Source organism: Providencia sp. 2023EL-00965, from assembly GCF_033550225.1.
Taxonomy (GTDB): Bacteria; Pseudomonadota; Gammaproteobacteria; order Enterobacterales; family Enterobacteriaceae; genus Providencia; species Providencia manganoxydans.
This window is the reverse complement of record NZ_JAWUEH010000018.1, coordinates 71,017-86,808: the sequence shown is the minus strand read 5'-3', so window position 1 is coordinate 86,808 and position 15,792 is coordinate 71,017. Positions and strand designations below refer to the sequence as shown.

At 52.2% G+C, this 15,792-nt stretch carries 18 protein-coding genes and 2 pseudogenes; 10 read left to right on the top strand and 10 right to left on the bottom strand.

Annotation, left to right across the window (positions count from 1 at the left end; translation table 11 throughout):
- Both SC428_RS19320 and SC428_RS19315 read left to right on the top strand, forming a co-directional pair.
- A pseudogene (locus tag SC428_RS19320) lies at positions 1-103 on the top strand (sulfonamide-resistant dihydropteroate synthase Sul1); the annotation flags it as partial.
- A gap of 127 nt (positions 104-230) precedes the next feature.
- Positions 231-731, top strand: coding sequence for a GNAT family N-acetyltransferase (locus SC428_RS19315; protein WP_000376623.1), 501 nt, complete (start codon positions 231-233; stop codon positions 729-731).
- Between the two features lie 527 nt (positions 732-1,258).
- Here the strand turns inward: SC428_RS19315 and SC428_RS19305 are convergent.
- The 7 genes from SC428_RS19305 to merT all read right to left on the bottom strand — a co-directional run bounded on the left by SC428_RS19305 (position 1,259) and on the right by merT (position 5,534).
- Positions 1,259-1,963, bottom strand: coding sequence for an IS6-like element IS26 family transposase (locus SC428_RS19305; protein WP_001067855.1), 705 nt, complete (start codon positions 1,961-1,963; stop codon positions 1,259-1,261).
- A gap of 121 nt (positions 1,964-2,084) precedes the next feature.
- Positions 2,085-2,321 carry a broad-spectrum mercury transporter MerE gene (gene merE, locus SC428_RS19300; protein WP_001087807.1) on the bottom strand — a complete coding sequence of 79 codons (237 nt, stop codon included), beginning with the start codon at positions 2,319-2,321 and terminating at the stop codon, positions 2,085-2,087.
- On the bottom strand, positions 2,318-2,683 hold the full coding sequence (gene merD / locus SC428_RS19295; protein WP_001277466.1) for a mercury resistance co-regulator MerD: 366 nt from the start codon (positions 2,681-2,683) through the stop codon (positions 2,318-2,320). The genes merE and merD overlap by 4 nt, the downstream gene beginning before the upstream one ends.
- A 17-nt stretch (positions 2,684-2,700) precedes the next feature.
- Entirely contained in the window at positions 2,701-4,386 is a 1,686-nt protein-coding gene (gene merA, locus SC428_RS19290) for a mercury(II) reductase (protein ID WP_000209296.1), read from the bottom strand.
- Positions 4,387-4,424: 38 nt separating this feature from the next.
- Positions 4,425-4,850 carry an organomercurial transporter MerC gene (merC, locus tag SC428_RS19285; protein ID WP_000522996.1) on the bottom strand — a complete coding sequence of 142 codons (426 nt, stop codon included), beginning with the start codon at positions 4,848-4,850 and terminating at the stop codon, positions 4,425-4,427.
- Between the two features lie 27 nt (positions 4,851-4,877).
- Entirely contained in the window at positions 4,878-5,153 is a 276-nt protein-coding gene (gene merP / locus SC428_RS19280) for a mercury resistance system periplasmic binding protein MerP (protein ID WP_000732275.1), read from the bottom strand.
- A gap of 15 nt (positions 5,154-5,168) precedes the next feature.
- Positions 5,169-5,534: a mercuric ion transporter MerT gene (gene merT / locus SC428_RS19275; protein WP_001294656.1), complete on the bottom strand. Its 366-nt coding sequence runs from the start codon at positions 5,532-5,534 to the stop codon at positions 5,169-5,171.
- A gap of 71 nt (positions 5,535-5,605) precedes the next feature.
- Between merT and merR the strand changes: the two genes are divergently transcribed.
- Complete coding sequence (gene merR / locus SC428_RS19270) at positions 5,606-6,061, top strand: Hg(II)-responsive transcriptional regulator (protein ID WP_001166628.1); 456 nt, start codon at positions 5,606-5,608, stop codon at positions 6,059-6,061.
- Between the two features lie 37 nt (positions 6,062-6,098).
- Here merR and SC428_RS19265 read toward each other — a convergent pair.
- Positions 6,099-6,380 (bottom strand): annotated as a pseudogene (locus tag SC428_RS19265) (BCCT family transporter); the annotation flags it as partial.
- Positions 6,381-6,563: 183 nt separating this feature from the next.
- Positions 6,564-7,193: a recombinase family protein gene (locus SC428_RS19260; RefSeq protein ID WP_172412315.1), complete on the bottom strand. Its 630-nt coding sequence runs from the start codon at positions 7,191-7,193 to the stop codon at positions 6,564-6,566.
- 176 nt (positions 7,194-7,369) lie between these two features.
- Here SC428_RS19260 and SC428_RS19255 point away from each other — a divergent pair, with 176 nt between their 5' ends.
- Positions 7,370-10,396 carry a Tn3 family transposase gene (locus SC428_RS19255; protein WP_094963219.1) on the top strand — a complete coding sequence of 1,009 codons (3,027 nt, stop codon included), beginning with the start codon at positions 7,370-7,372 and terminating at the stop codon, positions 10,394-10,396.
- Between the two features lie 44 nt (positions 10,397-10,440).
- On the opposite strand, the gene SC428_RS19250 is transcribed toward SC428_RS19255, so the two are convergent.
- Entirely contained in the window at positions 10,441-10,788 is a 348-nt protein-coding gene (locus tag SC428_RS19250) for a hypothetical protein (RefSeq protein ID WP_094963218.1), read from the bottom strand.
- Between the two features lie 137 nt (positions 10,789-10,925).
- Between SC428_RS19250 and SC428_RS19245 the strand changes: the two genes are divergently transcribed.
- The 6 genes from SC428_RS19245 to SC428_RS19220 all read left to right on the top strand — a co-directional run bounded on the left by SC428_RS19245 (position 10,926) and on the right by SC428_RS19220 (position 15,768).
- Positions 10,926-11,180 (top strand): hypothetical protein, encoded by a 255-nt coding sequence (locus tag SC428_RS19245; protein WP_094963217.1) that lies wholly within the window; start codon positions 10,926-10,928, stop codon positions 11,178-11,180.
- 162 nt (positions 11,181-11,342) lie between these two features.
- Entirely contained in the window at positions 11,343-12,017 is a 675-nt protein-coding gene (locus tag SC428_RS19240) for a hypothetical protein (RefSeq protein WP_094963216.1), read from the top strand.
- 80 nt (positions 12,018-12,097) lie between these two features.
- Positions 12,098-12,706: a TetR/AcrR family transcriptional regulator gene (locus SC428_RS19235; RefSeq protein WP_004393990.1), complete on the top strand. Its 609-nt coding sequence runs from the start codon at positions 12,098-12,100 to the stop codon at positions 12,704-12,706.
- Entirely contained in the window at positions 12,703-13,854 is a 1,152-nt protein-coding gene (locus tag SC428_RS19230) for an efflux RND transporter periplasmic adaptor subunit (RefSeq protein WP_094963215.1), read from the top strand. Before SC428_RS19235 ends, SC428_RS19230 begins: the two co-directional genes overlap by 4 nt.
- Positions 13,851-15,053, top strand: coding sequence for an ABC transporter permease (locus tag SC428_RS19225; protein ID WP_094197185.1), 1,203 nt, complete (start codon positions 13,851-13,853; stop codon positions 15,051-15,053). The genes SC428_RS19230 and SC428_RS19225 overlap by 4 nt, the downstream gene beginning before the upstream one ends.
- Positions 15,054-15,057: 4 nt before the next feature.
- Positions 15,058-15,768: an ABC transporter ATP-binding protein gene (locus SC428_RS19220; protein ID WP_048607673.1), complete on the top strand. Its 711-nt coding sequence runs from the start codon at positions 15,058-15,060 to the stop codon at positions 15,766-15,768.
- Positions 15,769-15,792 lie beyond the last annotated feature (24 nt).

Sequence of the window (15,792 nt, the reverse complement as noted above, 5' to 3'; positions counted from 1 at the left end):
CACCCACGCGCCTGGAGATCTGCGAAGCGCAATCACCTTCTCGGAAACCCTCGCGAAATTTCGCAGTCGCGACGCCAGAGACCGAGGGTTAGATCATGCCTAGCATTCACCTTCCGGCCGCCCGCTAGCGGACCCTGGTCAGGTTCCGCGAAGGTGGGCGCAGACATGCTGGGCTCGTCAGGATCAAACTGCACTATGAGGCGGCGGTTCATACCGCGCCAGGGGAGCGAATGGACAGCGAGGAGCCTCCGAACGTTCGGGTCGCCTGCTCGGGTGATATCGACGAGGTTGTGCGGCTGATGCACGACGCTGCGGCGTGGATGTCCGCCAAGGGAACGCCCGCCTGGGACGTCGCGCGGATCGACCGGACATTCGCGGAGACCTTCGTCCTGAGATCCGAGCTCCTAGTCGCGAGTTGCAGCGACGGCATCGTCGGCTGTTGCACCTTGTCGGCCGAGGATCCCGAGTTCTGGCCCGACGCCCTCAAGGGGGAGGCCGCATATCTGCACAAGCTCGCGGTGCGACGGACACATGCGGGCCGGGGTGTCAGCTCCGCGCTGATCGAGGCTTGCCGCCATGCCGCGCGAACGCAGGGGTGCGCCAAGCTGCGGCTCGACTGCCACCCGAACCTGCGTGGCCTATACGAGCGGCTCGGATTCACCCACGTCGACACTTTCAATCCCGGCTGGGATCCAACCTTCATCGCAGAACGCCTAGAACTCGAAATCTAACGTCCGTTCGGGCATCGAGGTCCATGTCGGGGTGGGACGGGCCCGTGGCTTCAAGATCACTTGCAGTCCGACCGCGATGTCTTGGTTGCGCGAGAGGTTGTCGATATCCTCCACTTCCATCATCAACCCTGGATAATGCCGCCGCCGTCATCGCCGCCGACGCCCGTGCCGGGCTTTTCGGGCCTGTCAGGCTTGCTCGGCCTTCAGCCTGCCTGGGCGAGATCTCCGGCGGACGGATTAACGGCGGAGCTTCGCCGCCTTTCGTGCGTGTGAAGGCCGAAGATAGTTCTCTCAAAAACATCCGTTTATGAGAGATACCAAATGTCATTTTCAGAAGACGACTGCACCAGTTGATTGGGCGTAATGGCTGTTGTGCAGCCAGCTCCTGACAGTTCAATATCAGAAGTGATCTGCACCAATCTCGACTATGCTCAATACTCGTGTGGGCTCTGTTGCAAAAATCGTGAAGCTTGAGGGCACTGTTGCAAAGTTAGCGATGAGGCAGCCTTTTGTCTTATTCAAAGGCCTTACATTTCAAAAACTCTGCTTACCAGGCGCATTTCGCCCAGGGGATCACCATAATAAAATGCTGAGGCCTGGCCTTTGCGTAGTGCACGCATCACCTCAATACCTTTGATGGTGGCGTAAGCCGTCTTCATGGATTTAAATCCCAGCGTGGCGCCGATTATCCGTTTCAGTTTGCCATGATCGCATTCAATCACGTTGTTCCGGTACTTAATCTGTCGGTGTTCAACGTCAGACGGGCACCGGCCTTCGCGTTTGAGCAGAGCAAGCGCGCGACCATAGGCGGGCGCTTTATCCGTGTTGATGAATCGCGGGATCTGCCACTTCTTCACGTTGTTGAGGATTTTACCCAGAAACCGGTATGCAGCTTTGCTGTTACGACGGGAGGAGAGATAAAAATCGACAGTGCGGCCCCGGCTGTCGACGGCCCGGTACAGATACGCCCAGCGGCCATTGACCTTCACGTAGGTTTCATCCATGTGCCACGGGCAAAGATCGGAAGGGTTACGCCAGTACCAGCGCAGCCGTTTTTCCATTTCAGGCGCATAACGCTGAACCCAGCGGTAAATCGTGGAGTGATCGACATTCACTCCGCGTTCAGCCAGCATCTCCTGCAGCTCACGGTAACTGATGCCGTATTTGCAGTACCAGCGTACGGCCCACAGAATGATGTCACGCTGAAAATGCCGGCCTTTGAATGGGTTCATGTGCAGCTCCATCAGCAAAAGGGGATGATAAGTTTATCACCACCGACTATTTGCAACAGTGCCCTCCTCCAGATTGGTAGCGAAGCTCAAAGCTGCCCACTCTCGGCTGGCTGGGAAGCGGTCATGATCTTCCCTTGAAGGCCCGCAGCAGCCGCGTCACAGACAGGACAAACAAGCCGGTCAGCGTGAGGGCTGCAATACCCCAGTGCTCCCCGATGAACGCGCCGGCCGTCGTGCCGGCTAGCACAATGGCGAGAATCGGCAAATGGCAGGGACAGGTGAGCACGGCCAGCGCGCCCCACAAGTAGCCGGTGATCGGTTTGTGCGTCTCAGACGGCAAGTGCTCTGGGCTGTTCATGGCAGACTCTCCGCGTGCTGTGCCGGTTCGGTTGGCATGGCGGCCAGTTGCATTTCGAGGCTGGCCAGGGCCTCGCGCCGACGCTCGACGAGTTGCCGCAACACGGCAAGCTGCGCAGACGCACCGTCACCGTCCGCAGCATCCAGCGCCCGGCACAGCCGCGCCAGTGCGTCCAGGCCGATACCCGCTTCGAAGGCAGCCCGTACAAAGCGCAGCCGTTGCAACGCGGTGTCATCGAACAAGCCGTAGCCGCCCGTGGTGTACGCGACCGGCCGTAGCAATCCGCGCAGCAGGTAGTCGCGCACGATATGCACGCTCACCCCGGCATCAAGGGCCAGCCGGGACACTGTGTAGGCGCTCATTGAACACCTCCTTTTCCTCATCCGGCGCAGCACGAAAGCTGCTTCACGTCCTTGCTGAAGGTCTGCGCCGCGAGCTTCAGCCCTTCGACCATGGTCAGGTAGGGGAACAATTGGTCGGCCAGTTCCTGCACGGTCATACGGTTGCGAATGGCGAGCACCGCCGTCTGGATCAGTTCACCCGCTTCCGGGGCCACCGCTTGCACGCCGATGAGCCGTCCGCTACCTTCCTCGATGACCAGCTTGATGAAGCCGCGTGTGTCGAAGTTGGCAAGCGCACGCGGCACGTTATCCAGTGTTAGCAGGCGACTGTCGGTCTCGATCCCGTCGTGATGTGCTTCCGCCTCGCTGTAGCCCACGGTGGCGACCTGCGGGTCGGTGAACACCACGGCCGGCATTGCGGTCAGGTCCAGGGCCGCATCGCCGCCAGTCATGTTGATCGCCGCACGAGTGCCGGCCGCTGCCGCCACATAGACGAACTGCGGCTGGTCGGTGCAGTCGCCGGCCGCGTAGATGTTCGGGCTACTGGTGCGCATGCCCTTGTCGATGACGATGGCCCCCTGCGCATTGACGGCTACCCCCGCCGCTTCCAATGCCAGGCTGCGCGTGTTCGGTGTCCGGCCGGTGGCGACCAGCAGCTTGTCGGCGCGCAATTCACCGTGCGTGGTGGTCAGCACGAATTCACCGTCCATATGGGCGACCTGGCTGGCTTGCGTGTGCTCCAGCACCTCGATGCCCTCGGCACGGAAAGCGGCTGTCACCGCCTCGCCGATGGCCGGGTCTTCACGGAAGAACAAGGTATTGCGCGCCAGGGCCGTGACCTTGCTGCCCAGCCGGGCAAAGGCTTGCGCCAGCTCCAGCGCCACCACCGACGAGCCGATTACGGCAAGGCGTTCGGGAATGGTGTCGCTCGCCAGGGCCTCGGTGGAAGTCCAGTAGGGTGACTCTTTCAAGCCCGGAATCGGCGGGACCGCCGGGCTGGCACCCGTGGCGACCAGGCAGCGGTCGAACATCACGACGCGCTCGCCACCCTCGTTCAAACTAACGATAAGGCTCTGGTCGTCCTTGAAACGCGCTTCACCGTGCAGAACGGTGATGGCTGAATTGCCGTCCAGGATGCCTTCGTACTTGGCATGACGGAGTTCTTCGACACGGGCCTGCTGCTGGGCCAGCAGCCGCTCGCGCAAGATCGTCGGCGGTGTGGGTGGCATGCCGCCGTCGAATGGGCTTTCCCGGCGCAGATGGGCGATGTGGGCGGCGCGGATCATGATCTTGGACGGCACACAACCGACGTTGACGCAGGTGCCGCCGATGGTGCCGCGCTCAATCAGCGTGACCTGCGCGCCTTGCTCGACGGCCTTCAGTGCTGCCGCCATCGCGGCTCCACCGCTACCAATGACGACGACCTGCAACGGGCGTTCGTTGCCACTGGGCTTATCAGCGGCCCCTATCCAGCCGCGCATCTTGTCGAGCAGGCCGGCGCGGTTGTCCGTCGGTGGCGCATCGGCAAGCGTTGCCTCGTAGCCCAGTCCGGCCACGGCGGTAGTCAGCGCATCCGATGACGTGCCCGCCTCAATGGCGAGTTGCGCTGTGCCCTTCGGATAGGACACCAGCGCCGATTGCACGCCGGGCACTTTCTCCAAGGCTTCCTTGACGTGAGCCGCGCACGAGTCGCAGGTCATCCCGGTGATTTTCAGGGTGGTCATGTATTTTTCCTTTTCTGTGGTGGCTACGGCTGTTGCCGTCAGCCACGTTGTTCTGGCAATTCACAGCTGTCCGGCCCGCAGCGGCGATGTGCTGGCGAGATGAAATCCCAGACCGACACCCCAACCATCAAGGCCAGGCCGACATAGAGCAGTCCACCGCTCTGCCAGCCGTAAGCCCGCATTAAAAACACCGCTGCCAGCACCAAGATCGGGCCTATCGTGCCGAGCGCCGTGCGTCGCCACTGTCGATGATTGAGCCAAGCGATAGCATTGGCGAGTAACGCGATGCCGGCGAACATCGGCAGCAGGATGCCAATGAATAGCCCCTCGTACTGGCTCAAGAAGCCCAGTCCGATGGCCGCGCCAAAGCTGGCGATGGCAGGAAAACAGGCGGCGCAGCCCATCGCGGAAACGACGCTGCCGAGCGCGCCGGTTTTGCCAGCGATGCGCGTGATGAGTCCCATGTGTCGCTCCCGAGTTCGGTTAACGGATCAGCGTTTGAGGCTGGACGGATAGCCCGCGTCCTCGGTCGCCTTGGTCAACTTCTGGACGTTGGTCTTGGCATCGTCGAAGGTGACGACGGCCTGGCGCTTGTCGAAACTTACGTCGGTCTTGCTCACGCCCTCAACCTTGGAAAGCGCGTGCTTGACAGTGATCGGGCAAGAGGCGCAGGTCATGCCAGGCACGGACAGCGTGACGGTCTGGGTGGCGGCCCACACGGGGGCAACAACGGCAGCGAGGGCGAGGGCGGCAAACAGTTTTTTCATGATGAACTCCTGTGATTAATAGAAAAATGGCATGACGTAGGGAAATCCGAGCGAGACCAGGACCAGCGCGGCCACGATCCAGAAAATGAGCTTGTAAGTAGCTCGCACTTGGGGAATCGCGCAGACCTCACCCGGTTTGCAGGCTTGCGCCGGGCGGTAGATGCGCCGCCAGGCGAAAAACAGCGCGACCAGCGCTGCGCCGATGAAGATCGGGCGATAGGGTTCCAGCACCGTCAGGTTGCCGATCCATGCCCCGCTGAACCCCAAGGCGATCAAAACCAGCGGCCCCAGGCAGCAGGCCGACGCAAGAATGGCGGCCAGCCCACCGGCGAAGAGCGCGCCGCGCCCGTTTTGTGGTTCAGACTTTTGTGGTTCAGACATACGCTTGTCCTTTCAAATTTGGTTTGGATAGCTTAAGCTTACTTCCGTAGTTATGTACGGAGTCAAGCGATATGCAAATTAATTTTGAGAATCTGACCATTGGCGTTTTTGCCAAGGCGGCCGGGGTCAATGTGGAGACCATCCGGTTCTACCAGCGCAAGGGCCTGCTGCCGGAGCCAGACAAGCCCTATGGCAGCATTCGCCGCTATGGCGAGGCGGATGTAACACGAGTGCGGTTCGTGAAATCGGCCCAGCGGCTGGGCTTTAGCCTGGACGAAATCGCCGAGCTACTGCGGCTGGAGGATGGCACCCATTGCGAGGAAGCCAGCGGCCTGGCCGAGCACAAGCTCAAGGATGTGCGCGAGAAGATGGCCGACTTGGCACGCATGGAGGCCGTGCTGTCTGAACTGGTGTGCGCCTGCCATGCGCGGAAAGGGAACGTTTCCTGCCCGCTGATTGCGTCACTGCAAGACGGAACGAAGCTCGCTGCATCGGCGCGGGGGAGTCACGGGGTGACTACGCCTTAGCGTGCTTTATTTTCCGAATTCTGAGACGACCCCAAAGATAACTGAATTGGGGCTGGGAATGGTCAGGACCCAATTTAATTTCACCAAATCGAGAGAGGCCTAAATAGGCGACAGTCAATAAAATTAAGGCAACAGCCAGAATATAAAACCAGCTGGCATTCTCAAAAAGTTGTGCCTGTAGAGCTTTGAGCAAAATTTCAGAACGTTGAGGAAAAATAGCGGCTATTGCAACGACACATATAATAATAAAAGCGGAAACAAAGAAAACGGGCGGATTTATCTTCCCCCACGTTTGAGACTTTTGTGGTGATAATGACATTCAATCTCCCTTTTAATGCGTGCTCATGATTGTCATGAAGCTCGGTTTATTGTGATAAATATAAGTTATTTAATTAAAAAGTATCCAATCACTTGTTTATACTTAAATATCTCTCTCATGTCATTCCACGCGGTATGACTCATTGTTGAGTAACATAAACTTGATAAACGAATAGAGGGACATTTATTGCGCTATTTTCATCGATTTTGATACTTTCGAAATAGTATGCCGCGAACAACCTATCAGGTTTTCTATTTGGCTATAGCTTTTTTTCTCCATCAGAAGGCCTTCAATTTTTTGGTGTAATATTTTGTTGATCGGACGGCCTTTATACTTCCCTTCTTGTTTGGCTTTTTGCACTCCTTGCGCTTGACGACGCCGTCTATCTTCGTAATCCTTTCTTGCAACCGCTGCCAGCATGTCTAACATCATACTGTTAAGGGCAGCAAGCATTCGTTCTGTAAATTCATCGGTGCGACTCATAAACTGGTAACTGGTTGGGAGGTCTAAAGAAACGACCTTTAACCCTTTGTGTCCAATGAGATATTTTAATTTTTCCCAGTCATCGGCATTCAAGCGGCTAATTCTATCTACCTGTTCAACTAAAATAATATCACCGGGCATGGCCACATTGAGTAAGCGAAAGAGTTCAGGTCTGTGAAGCTGAGCGCCTGACTCATTTTCTTCAAACCAGCAGGCAATTTGTAGCCCCATTCCTTCAGCAAATTTCAACAGTTCATTTTTTGCTCTTGACGCATCCTGTTCATGCGTAGAAGCACGTAGATATCCATAAATTCGTATATTTGTCTTCATCGGTGCACTATACATTGGTGTTGTTATAGTAGTGCATTATACATCTATTTTTTATACTTATTACACTAGAGTTTACCTAGTGTAGTTAAGGTAGACTTAAATTGCACTTTTATATCGATTACGCGCGCGTCCATTATATGATGTTGTTTATTTTTAGAGGATAGAACATAACCACAATGAAAGAGATTAAATCAGGCCGTATTCAAATTTTGACAGAACAGGAGATTCATGAGCTCTATTCTCGTCCAATATTTAATCAAATTGAGCGTGAAGAATATTTTTCATTAGATCCGAGTATAAAAAAAATCCTCACTAAAATGGGAAAAATTGAAACGAAAATATATTTAATTCTTCTGATTGGTTATTTTCGCGCGAAGCCTGTTGTCGCTCAATTTAAACTACGAGAGGTTAAACAAGATGTCGACTATATTTATGCGACACATTTTCCAAATAGAAAGCCGAAATACCCCTTTATTGCTAAAAGTACTCGAGCAACATTGATCGCTAAAATGCATGAAATACTGGGTTTTTCGCGGTTATTAAGACAAGATAAACAAGCCTTGATAGAGCGTTTGGGTGATGTCGCAACAATCTGTACATACCCCAAATATATTTTTGATGAATGCCTCGCTTTTTTAGGTCAAAACAGAATTGGATTAGTGGGTTATTCCACTTTGCAAAATATGATCACCACGGTTTTAGCTAATGAGAGGCATCGTACCGAGTTGATCCTTTCAAATAGCGTGCCACCAATAATACATAAAAAATTAAAGAAGATACTGCATACAAAAGGGGTTTTAAATAGTCTATCTGGCCAACAAGGCGCAGCTAAAGATTTTACACCGACAGAGCTCGCAAGTGAAATTGAAACGCATAATACCATAAAAAGTGTTTATCCCGACGCAAAACGTCTTGTTGGTGAATTGGGATTATCATTAGGTAATTTAAGCTATTATGCATCGATTATTCAACATCAATCGATTTATAAAATTCGTCGATTTCCCGAATGGCAAGGCATGTTATATCTGGTTTGTTATCTATTTTTTCGCTACCAAGAAACTAATGATAAATTGGTAACAGCTTTTTTATATGTGACGAGAAAGCAAAGGGAAGCTGCGAGTGCTTTAGCTAAGTTACGCATTGCAGAAGAACTGGAAATTATTCGTGAAAAGTTAATGCATGCGGGTAATATTTTACACCTCTTTGTTGATGAAAACGTCAGTGACAATACGCAATTTGGTGATATTCGCCAAAATGCATTTGCAATGATGTCTAAAGATGAAATTCAGTTAATAAGTCAACATCTTAATAAGAATAGTTTTGATAAAACCCATTATGAGTGGCTATACATTGATACACAATACAGAAAAATTGCGAATACAATGAGGTCACTCTTTCTCGCGATTGATATCGAGTGCGAACCAGGATTACAACTACTATCTTCCCAATTATTAACAGCAAAATCAGAACTTCAAAAAGATAAGCACATTTCTACCGTCGATCAGCGGTTACTGTTAAAAAACGATAAACCTTTTATCCTGATAGATGAACAGGTTAATACTCAACGATTTGAATACTATTTATACCAAAAAGTGGCTCGGATGATTGAGAGTAACAATATTTACATCAATGAAAGCGCCAGCAACAAGCGTTTAGACGATGATCTGATTTCAGCCACCGAGTGGAAAAAAAGCCATGTCATCATTCAAAAAACAGGATTAACTCGGCTCAATACACCGATACAACAAACGCTTTCGGAATTAACGCAAAAACTGAGAGACCAAATGGAGCGAATTGGTCGCAATATCCATGATGGAGCCAATGATTTCGTGACACTTCAACCGCGTTCAAATCAGTTAACATGGAAACTGGCGAATAAACGCTGGAAAGATGACATTGATAATCCCATATATAACCAGCTCCAACATATGGGGATCATTGAAATTATGGACTATGTTCATCAAAAAACGGGTTACTTAGATGCATTTAAAAATATCGCATCAAAAAAGAAAAACACTAAGGCCAAAGAGGGCGATTTACTCGCTTGCATATTTGGAAATGGCTCAAACTATGGTGTTCATCATATGTCATCAATATCAGCTAGAGCCATCGGTGTGCTTAGAGCCGTCAATGATGGTTATATTAGGCCTGAAACAACGAGTGAAGCTAATGATATGATAGCTGATGCTTTAGCAAAACTCCCCATTTTCAAATATTATACGATTAACGAAAGTGCCCCATTTGGTAGTATTGATGGCCAAAAACATGGTTGCCGAATCAATACATTTAAAGCCCGTTTTTCTGCTAAATATTTCCGAAAAGGGAAAGGCGTATCAGCACTCACATTAGTTTCAAATCATGTACCAATAAATACGAAAGTGATTTCAGCCAATGAATATGAGGCTCACCACGCATTCGATTTACTCTATAATAATACCAGCCATATTCAGCCCAAAACATTAGCAACAGACACGCATGGCGTTAACAATGTAAACTTTGCTATCCTTGATCTCTTTGGGTATCAGTTTGCCCCGCGATATGCAAAATTTAAACACGTTTTTAATGAATTGTTTGAGATCGAGTATGATGAAATCCTTTCCCTGAAACTTAAAAAATCGCTCAACTTATCACTCATTCAAGAAGAGTGGGAAAATATTCAATGGATAATTTGTTCATTAAGCCGTAAAACGACGACACAAAGCACGGTGATTACTAAGCTTTCTAACAGTAAGAAAAACAATCGCACCTTAGCGGCTCTTCGTGAATATGACCGAATAATTAAGTGTTTATACGTTCTCGATTATGTTGATGACAAAATGCTCAGGCAGTTTGTCCAACAAGCACTTAATCGGGGTGAGGCTTACCATCAATTACGGCGTGCAATTGCGTCAATTAATGGTAATCAATTCAGAGGTGGCGATGATTACCAGATAGAACAATGGAATGATTGTGCTCGTATCATTGCTAACTGCATTATTTATTATAATTCTGCATTATTATCCAGTTTGATTGAAAAATTTGCGCGTGAAAATAATCAAGAAGCGGTGAATATGATAGCTGAGTTATCACCTGTCGCATGGCAGCATATACAGCTGGCCGGTAATTACACCTTTGGCCTTAAAAAAGATAATATTGTACTGGAAAGATTACTGGAGAATTTAGATCCTCTTATTTCAGAAGAGTCGTTAAGCTTAGCGGCATAGTCTATTAATATTATTAAACTATATATCGGCTGTAGTCCTTGATATCAAAGGGCTACAAGCAAACTTTGGACTTTTCGATGAAATGGGCACACAACCCCAAGCAGGGGATCGTCAATCACTGAATCATCATCCTGACAGTCATTATCCATTTCCAGGCACTCCGCCAATATTAACGCATTTGAAAAAACGGGGGCGAGACGCCATTCATCGTGAAATAGTTCGCAAACTATAAGGCGTTCATTTTCAAGACCGATAGGCCAGTACAAACCATAGTAATCGCCGTTGCCAAAATCAGTTTCAAATAATGGTAGGAAACCATTTGCTGGAAATGGCCCCTGACTAATTTCACTATCATGAATTGTGAATGGTATTTCTGATTTTAATAGTTCCATTTGCTATTCCTGATGAGGTTGTCATTTTTAAGTAATGATAATGCAGTTTTAATTAAAGTCATATTAAGAAGGTTTAATAACCTAATATCTAGACCAACATACAATAAAGGGTATAACCCCATGCCCCGGCGCTCCGCTTGGGGCAAAACCCAGCCCGAGCTCTATCCTCATTGTTCCGCGATAATATGAAAGCCCGCTTGGGTTCGGTGTCATTATTTGGAATCGGCAAGTTCTTCCTGAATGACAGACGCGAGAAAAGAAGAGATAAAAGAGAGAAAAAAAGAGAAAAAATAAGAGGCGGGGGATTCGGTAAATTCAGCGATAAAGTAGGTAAAGAAGGTCTTCAGTGTGGCAGCGGTGGGTTAATTAAATCATATTGTATGTTGGTCTAGATTTGTAATGTTGGAACTGATATCGGTTATGGCATGGCGTATTTCAACAGGGTAAATTTCTCATGCATAGGAAAAAGCAGATCGGTTTGCTGTCATTTCCTGATGCAGCTGATCGTGGTTTAGGTATTATTAATATCTATTATTAAGCGGGCTAATTATCTGATGAAGTTAAATATTGACGCATGCATTTCCTTTCTGGGCAAGAGTGCTTGGTTTTTTGTTATTGGTACAGCGGTGCTGCAAGTGGTAAGTGTCGCCCTGTTTATTTACTCGCTCTTTACCGGCATGGATATAGACAGACTGATTCTGGCTTCCGCAATCTTGTTTGTTGCGGTAGTGCTGTTTGGTATCTCTAAGTATGCAATTAAAATTCGCGCTCTGGATGACGCGGGTGGACCACAAGCCTATTATGACCAACAGATAGAATGGCCGCTAACACAGTTCTATATCGATCTGATAGAAGAGAGTGATGTGAAACCAGAGTTCGACGCCTGGGTTAAAGACAAAGACAAACCTCTGACGCTCGGCCAATTCGATGACGGGTTAGCTAAAGCGATACAAACAGCATATTCATTACCGATGGGGAAGGATTTACCAGATACCCAGATTATTAAACTCATTGTATATCGACATGGAACGCCTGTCTTAAAGTGGATGAGTATTGGTTTCTTCCTCCTGAGTGGAGTGCTCGGCCTTATCCTGCTTAATCCGCAAAACACACTGGCGGAAGGCATTCCATTCATTATGTTCACGCTACTTCTGGCATTGGTTTTTAGGGGACGTCTCAGAAAACGGAAAATAAAGCACGTTAAGCCCATTGCAGACGCTAGATATTGACGAGTACGTCGGGTTTTCTCTTGTTTGAGTTGCCTCTTGTGGTAAGATAGTAATCAATTACTATCTTACAAGGAGTGCTCGTGGACACCCATCCAAAGCATCTGCCGGCCGATGAACGTCGTGCCGTAACTGTCGAGTCCGTCGTGGCGCTTGCCGGTTCACAAAACCCAAGCGAGATAACCACTGCGGCTATCGCTAAACACATGAACTTGACCCAGGGTGCGCTGTTTCGGCACTTCCCGAACAAGGAAGCCATTTGGCAGGCGGTCATGGAGTGGGTAGCAGAGCGCCTATTAGCCAGAATCGATCGATCCGCACAAGGAATCGAGTCGCCCTTGGCAGCCATGGAGGCGATGTTCATGAGTCATATCGAATTCGTAGCTGAGCACCCAGGCGTGCCAAGAATGATGTTTGGTGAGCTTCAGCGTGCCGAATCGACACCGGCCAAGCGCATGGTGCAAACCTTGATTCAGCGCTACGGCGAACGTTTGCATCGTCTCATCGAGAAAGGCAAGGCCAGCGGCGAGTTGTCTCCCTCGCTTGACAACGAGGCGGCGGCAACGCTGTTCATTGGCACGATCCAGGGCTTGGTCATGCAATCGCTGTTGGCGGGTGATGTGGGACGTATGCACCGCGATGCGCCGCGCGTCTTTGCAATTTATCGGCGTGGCATAAGGAGTGCGCAATGAAAAAGTTACCCTTGCAAGGCCGCACCCTGGCGCTGCTTGCCGTCATCATTCCTTTGCTGGTGCTTTTTATTTATGTCGGTCTGCGATCAGGGCCGCTCGCCCCGGTCGCTGTGACGGTGGCAAGCGTGGAATCACGGGCTATCACACCGGCGCTGTTCGGCATCGGCACGGTGGAGGCGCGCTACACCTACAAGATCGGGCCGACGTTTGCCGGGCGCGTCAAACGCCTGGAGGTGCATGTAGGCGACCAGGTCAAGGCCGGACAGGTGCTCGGCGAGATGGAGCCGGTCGACCTCGATGATCGGGTGCGCTCACAGGAGTCGGCATTCAAGCGTGCGGAAGCGGCTTTGCGCGAGGCAGAAGCCCGGCAAGCCTACGCGCAAACCCAGGCGCGCCGCTACGAGCAATTGTTTGCGGTGCGCTCGACCAGCGAGGAAATCGTCACCACCAAGCGGCTGGAACTGCAGATCGCCGATGCCGCCTTATCTGCCGCTCGGGAAGATATTGTCCGGGCACGCTCCGACCGCGAAGGACTCGTCGCGCAGCGGAGCAATCTGCGCCTGATCGCGCCGGTCGACGGTGTAGTCGCCGTGCGCGATGCCGATCCCGGCACGACCATCGTCGCGGGCCAGGCCGTGGTGGAAGTGATCGACCCCAAGAGTTTGTGGATCAATGCGCGCTTCGACCAGATCAGCGCATCGGGGCTGGCTGGGGGGTTGCCGACTCTTATCGTCCTGCGTTCGCGTGGTGGCCAGACCTTGAAAGGTCGCGTGCTGCGGGTGGAACCCAAGGCCGACGCGGTAACCGAGGAAACGCTTGCCAAGGTGACATTCGATAACAAACCAGAACCTTTGCCACCGGTGGGTGAACTGGCCGAAGTCACGGTTGACTTGCCGGCGCTCCCGGCCGCTCCACTGATCCCCAACGCTGCCGTCCAGCGTGAGGGCGACAAAGTTGGTGTCTGGCAAATCGTGGATGGTGATCTGCATTTCTCCCCGGTCAAGCTCGGCACTTCCGACCTCAATGGTTACGTGCAGGTGCGCGAAGGGCTCAAGAATGGGGACCAGGTTGTGACCTATAGCGAAAAGGCACTGACGGCGCGCAGCCGCATCCATGTGGTCGACCATATCCCAGGAGTGTCACGATGATCAGCCTGGCCGGCCGCGACATTCTCCATGCCTGGGGAAAATTCGTCTTCACCGGCATCGGTCTGGGTCTGCTGATCGGCGTCACCCTGGTCATGGCTGGGGTGTACCGAGGCATGGTGGACGACGGCAAGGCGTTGCTCGACAACAGTGGCGCTGACCTTTGGGTGGTGCAAAAGGATACTCTGGGTCCTTATGCGGAGTCGTCCAGCCTCAACGATGACGTGTATCGCGCCATTCTCGCCATGCCGGGAGTCTCACAGGCAGCGAACGTGACCTACCTGACCATGCAGGTACGCAAGGGCGAGAGTGATGTACGCACCATGGTGGTCGGCATCGCGCCCGGTGCGTTGGGGGCTACACCCGGATGGCCTCCTTATCTCGTCGCTGGACGCCAGATCACGCGCGGTCACTACGAGGCGGTGGCCGACATCGCCACCGGCTTCAAACTGGGAGATCGTCTTGCCATTCGCCGAAATCATTACACCGTCGTGGGGCTGACACGGCGCATGGTGTCGTCCAGCGGCGACCCGATGGTATTCATTCCGCTCAAGGATGCCCAAGAGGCTCAGTTCCTCAAGGACAACGACGCCATTTGGCAAAGCCGGCGTCGCACCGAAGCCAACCCGGCCTTCAATCGACCCGGTGTTCCTGGTTTGCTGGATGCCGTGATTGCTTCACAGAGCACCAACGCGTTCGTCAATGCAGTGCTGGTCACTCTGAAACCTGGTCATGCGCCGGACGAGGTTGCCGAATCCATCCGACGCTGGAAGCGTTTGACGGTCTACACACGGGCACAGATGGAAGACATCCTCGTCGGCAAGTTGATCGCCACGTCGGCCAAACAGATAGGCATGTTCTTGGTGATTCTGGCCATCGTTAGCGCGGCCATCGTCGCTTTCATCATCTACTCGCTGACGATGGACAAAATCCGCGAGATCGCGGTATTGAAGCTCATCGGCACACGCAACCGAACTATCGCCGCGATGATCATGCAGCAGGCGCTCGCCTTGGGGGTGATTGGCTTCGTGGTCGGCAAGATCACCGCCACTTTCTCAGCCCCCCTGTTCCCCAAATATGTGCTGCTCACGCCAATGGATTCCGTGACCGGTTTTTTTGCCGTGCTCGTGATTTGCGTGCTGGCCAGCATCGTCGCCATTCGCATGGCACTCAAGGTCGATCCGGCCGAAGCGATAGGGTGACCCCATGATTGGAAAAGGAATCCGCATCGAAGGCCTAAGCAAACGCTTTGGCAAAGGTGACACGGCTGTCTACGCGTTGAAGGACGTGAATATGCAGGTTGCACCAGGTGAGGTGGTCGGATTGGTCGGCCCTTCCGGCTCGGGCAAGAGCACGCTGCTTAAATGCCTGGGTGCGGTGATCGATCCGAGCGACGGCCGCATGACGCTGGGTAATGAAGTGATATACGACGGCGGTTGGCAAGTTCGTGATCTGCGCGCCTTGCGGCGCGACAAAATTGGTTTTGTCTTCCAATCGCCGTACCTGATTCCGTTTCTCGATGTCACCGACAACGTGGCCCTGCTGCCGATGCTTGCAGGCGTCGCGAATGCAGAGGCGCGAGCGAAGGCATTGGAATTGCTTACGGCGCTTGATGTGCAACACCGAGTTCACGCCATGCCATCGCAACTCTCCGGTGGCGAGCAGCAACGGGTTGCCATCGCGCGCGGATTGGTTAACCGCCCACCGGTGATCCTGGCGGATGAACCCACCGCACCTCTCGACAGCGTGCGTGCCATGGCGGTGATTCGCATCCTCAACGACATGGCTCGGAAGTTCGAGACCGCCATCATCGTCGTCACCCATGACGAAAAGATCATCCCCACTTTCAAGCGCATCTACCACATCCGCGACGGTGTGACCCATGAGGAAGCTGGCGAAGGGCGGGAGTTCGAATGAGAGAACGATTGAATTACAGGAGAA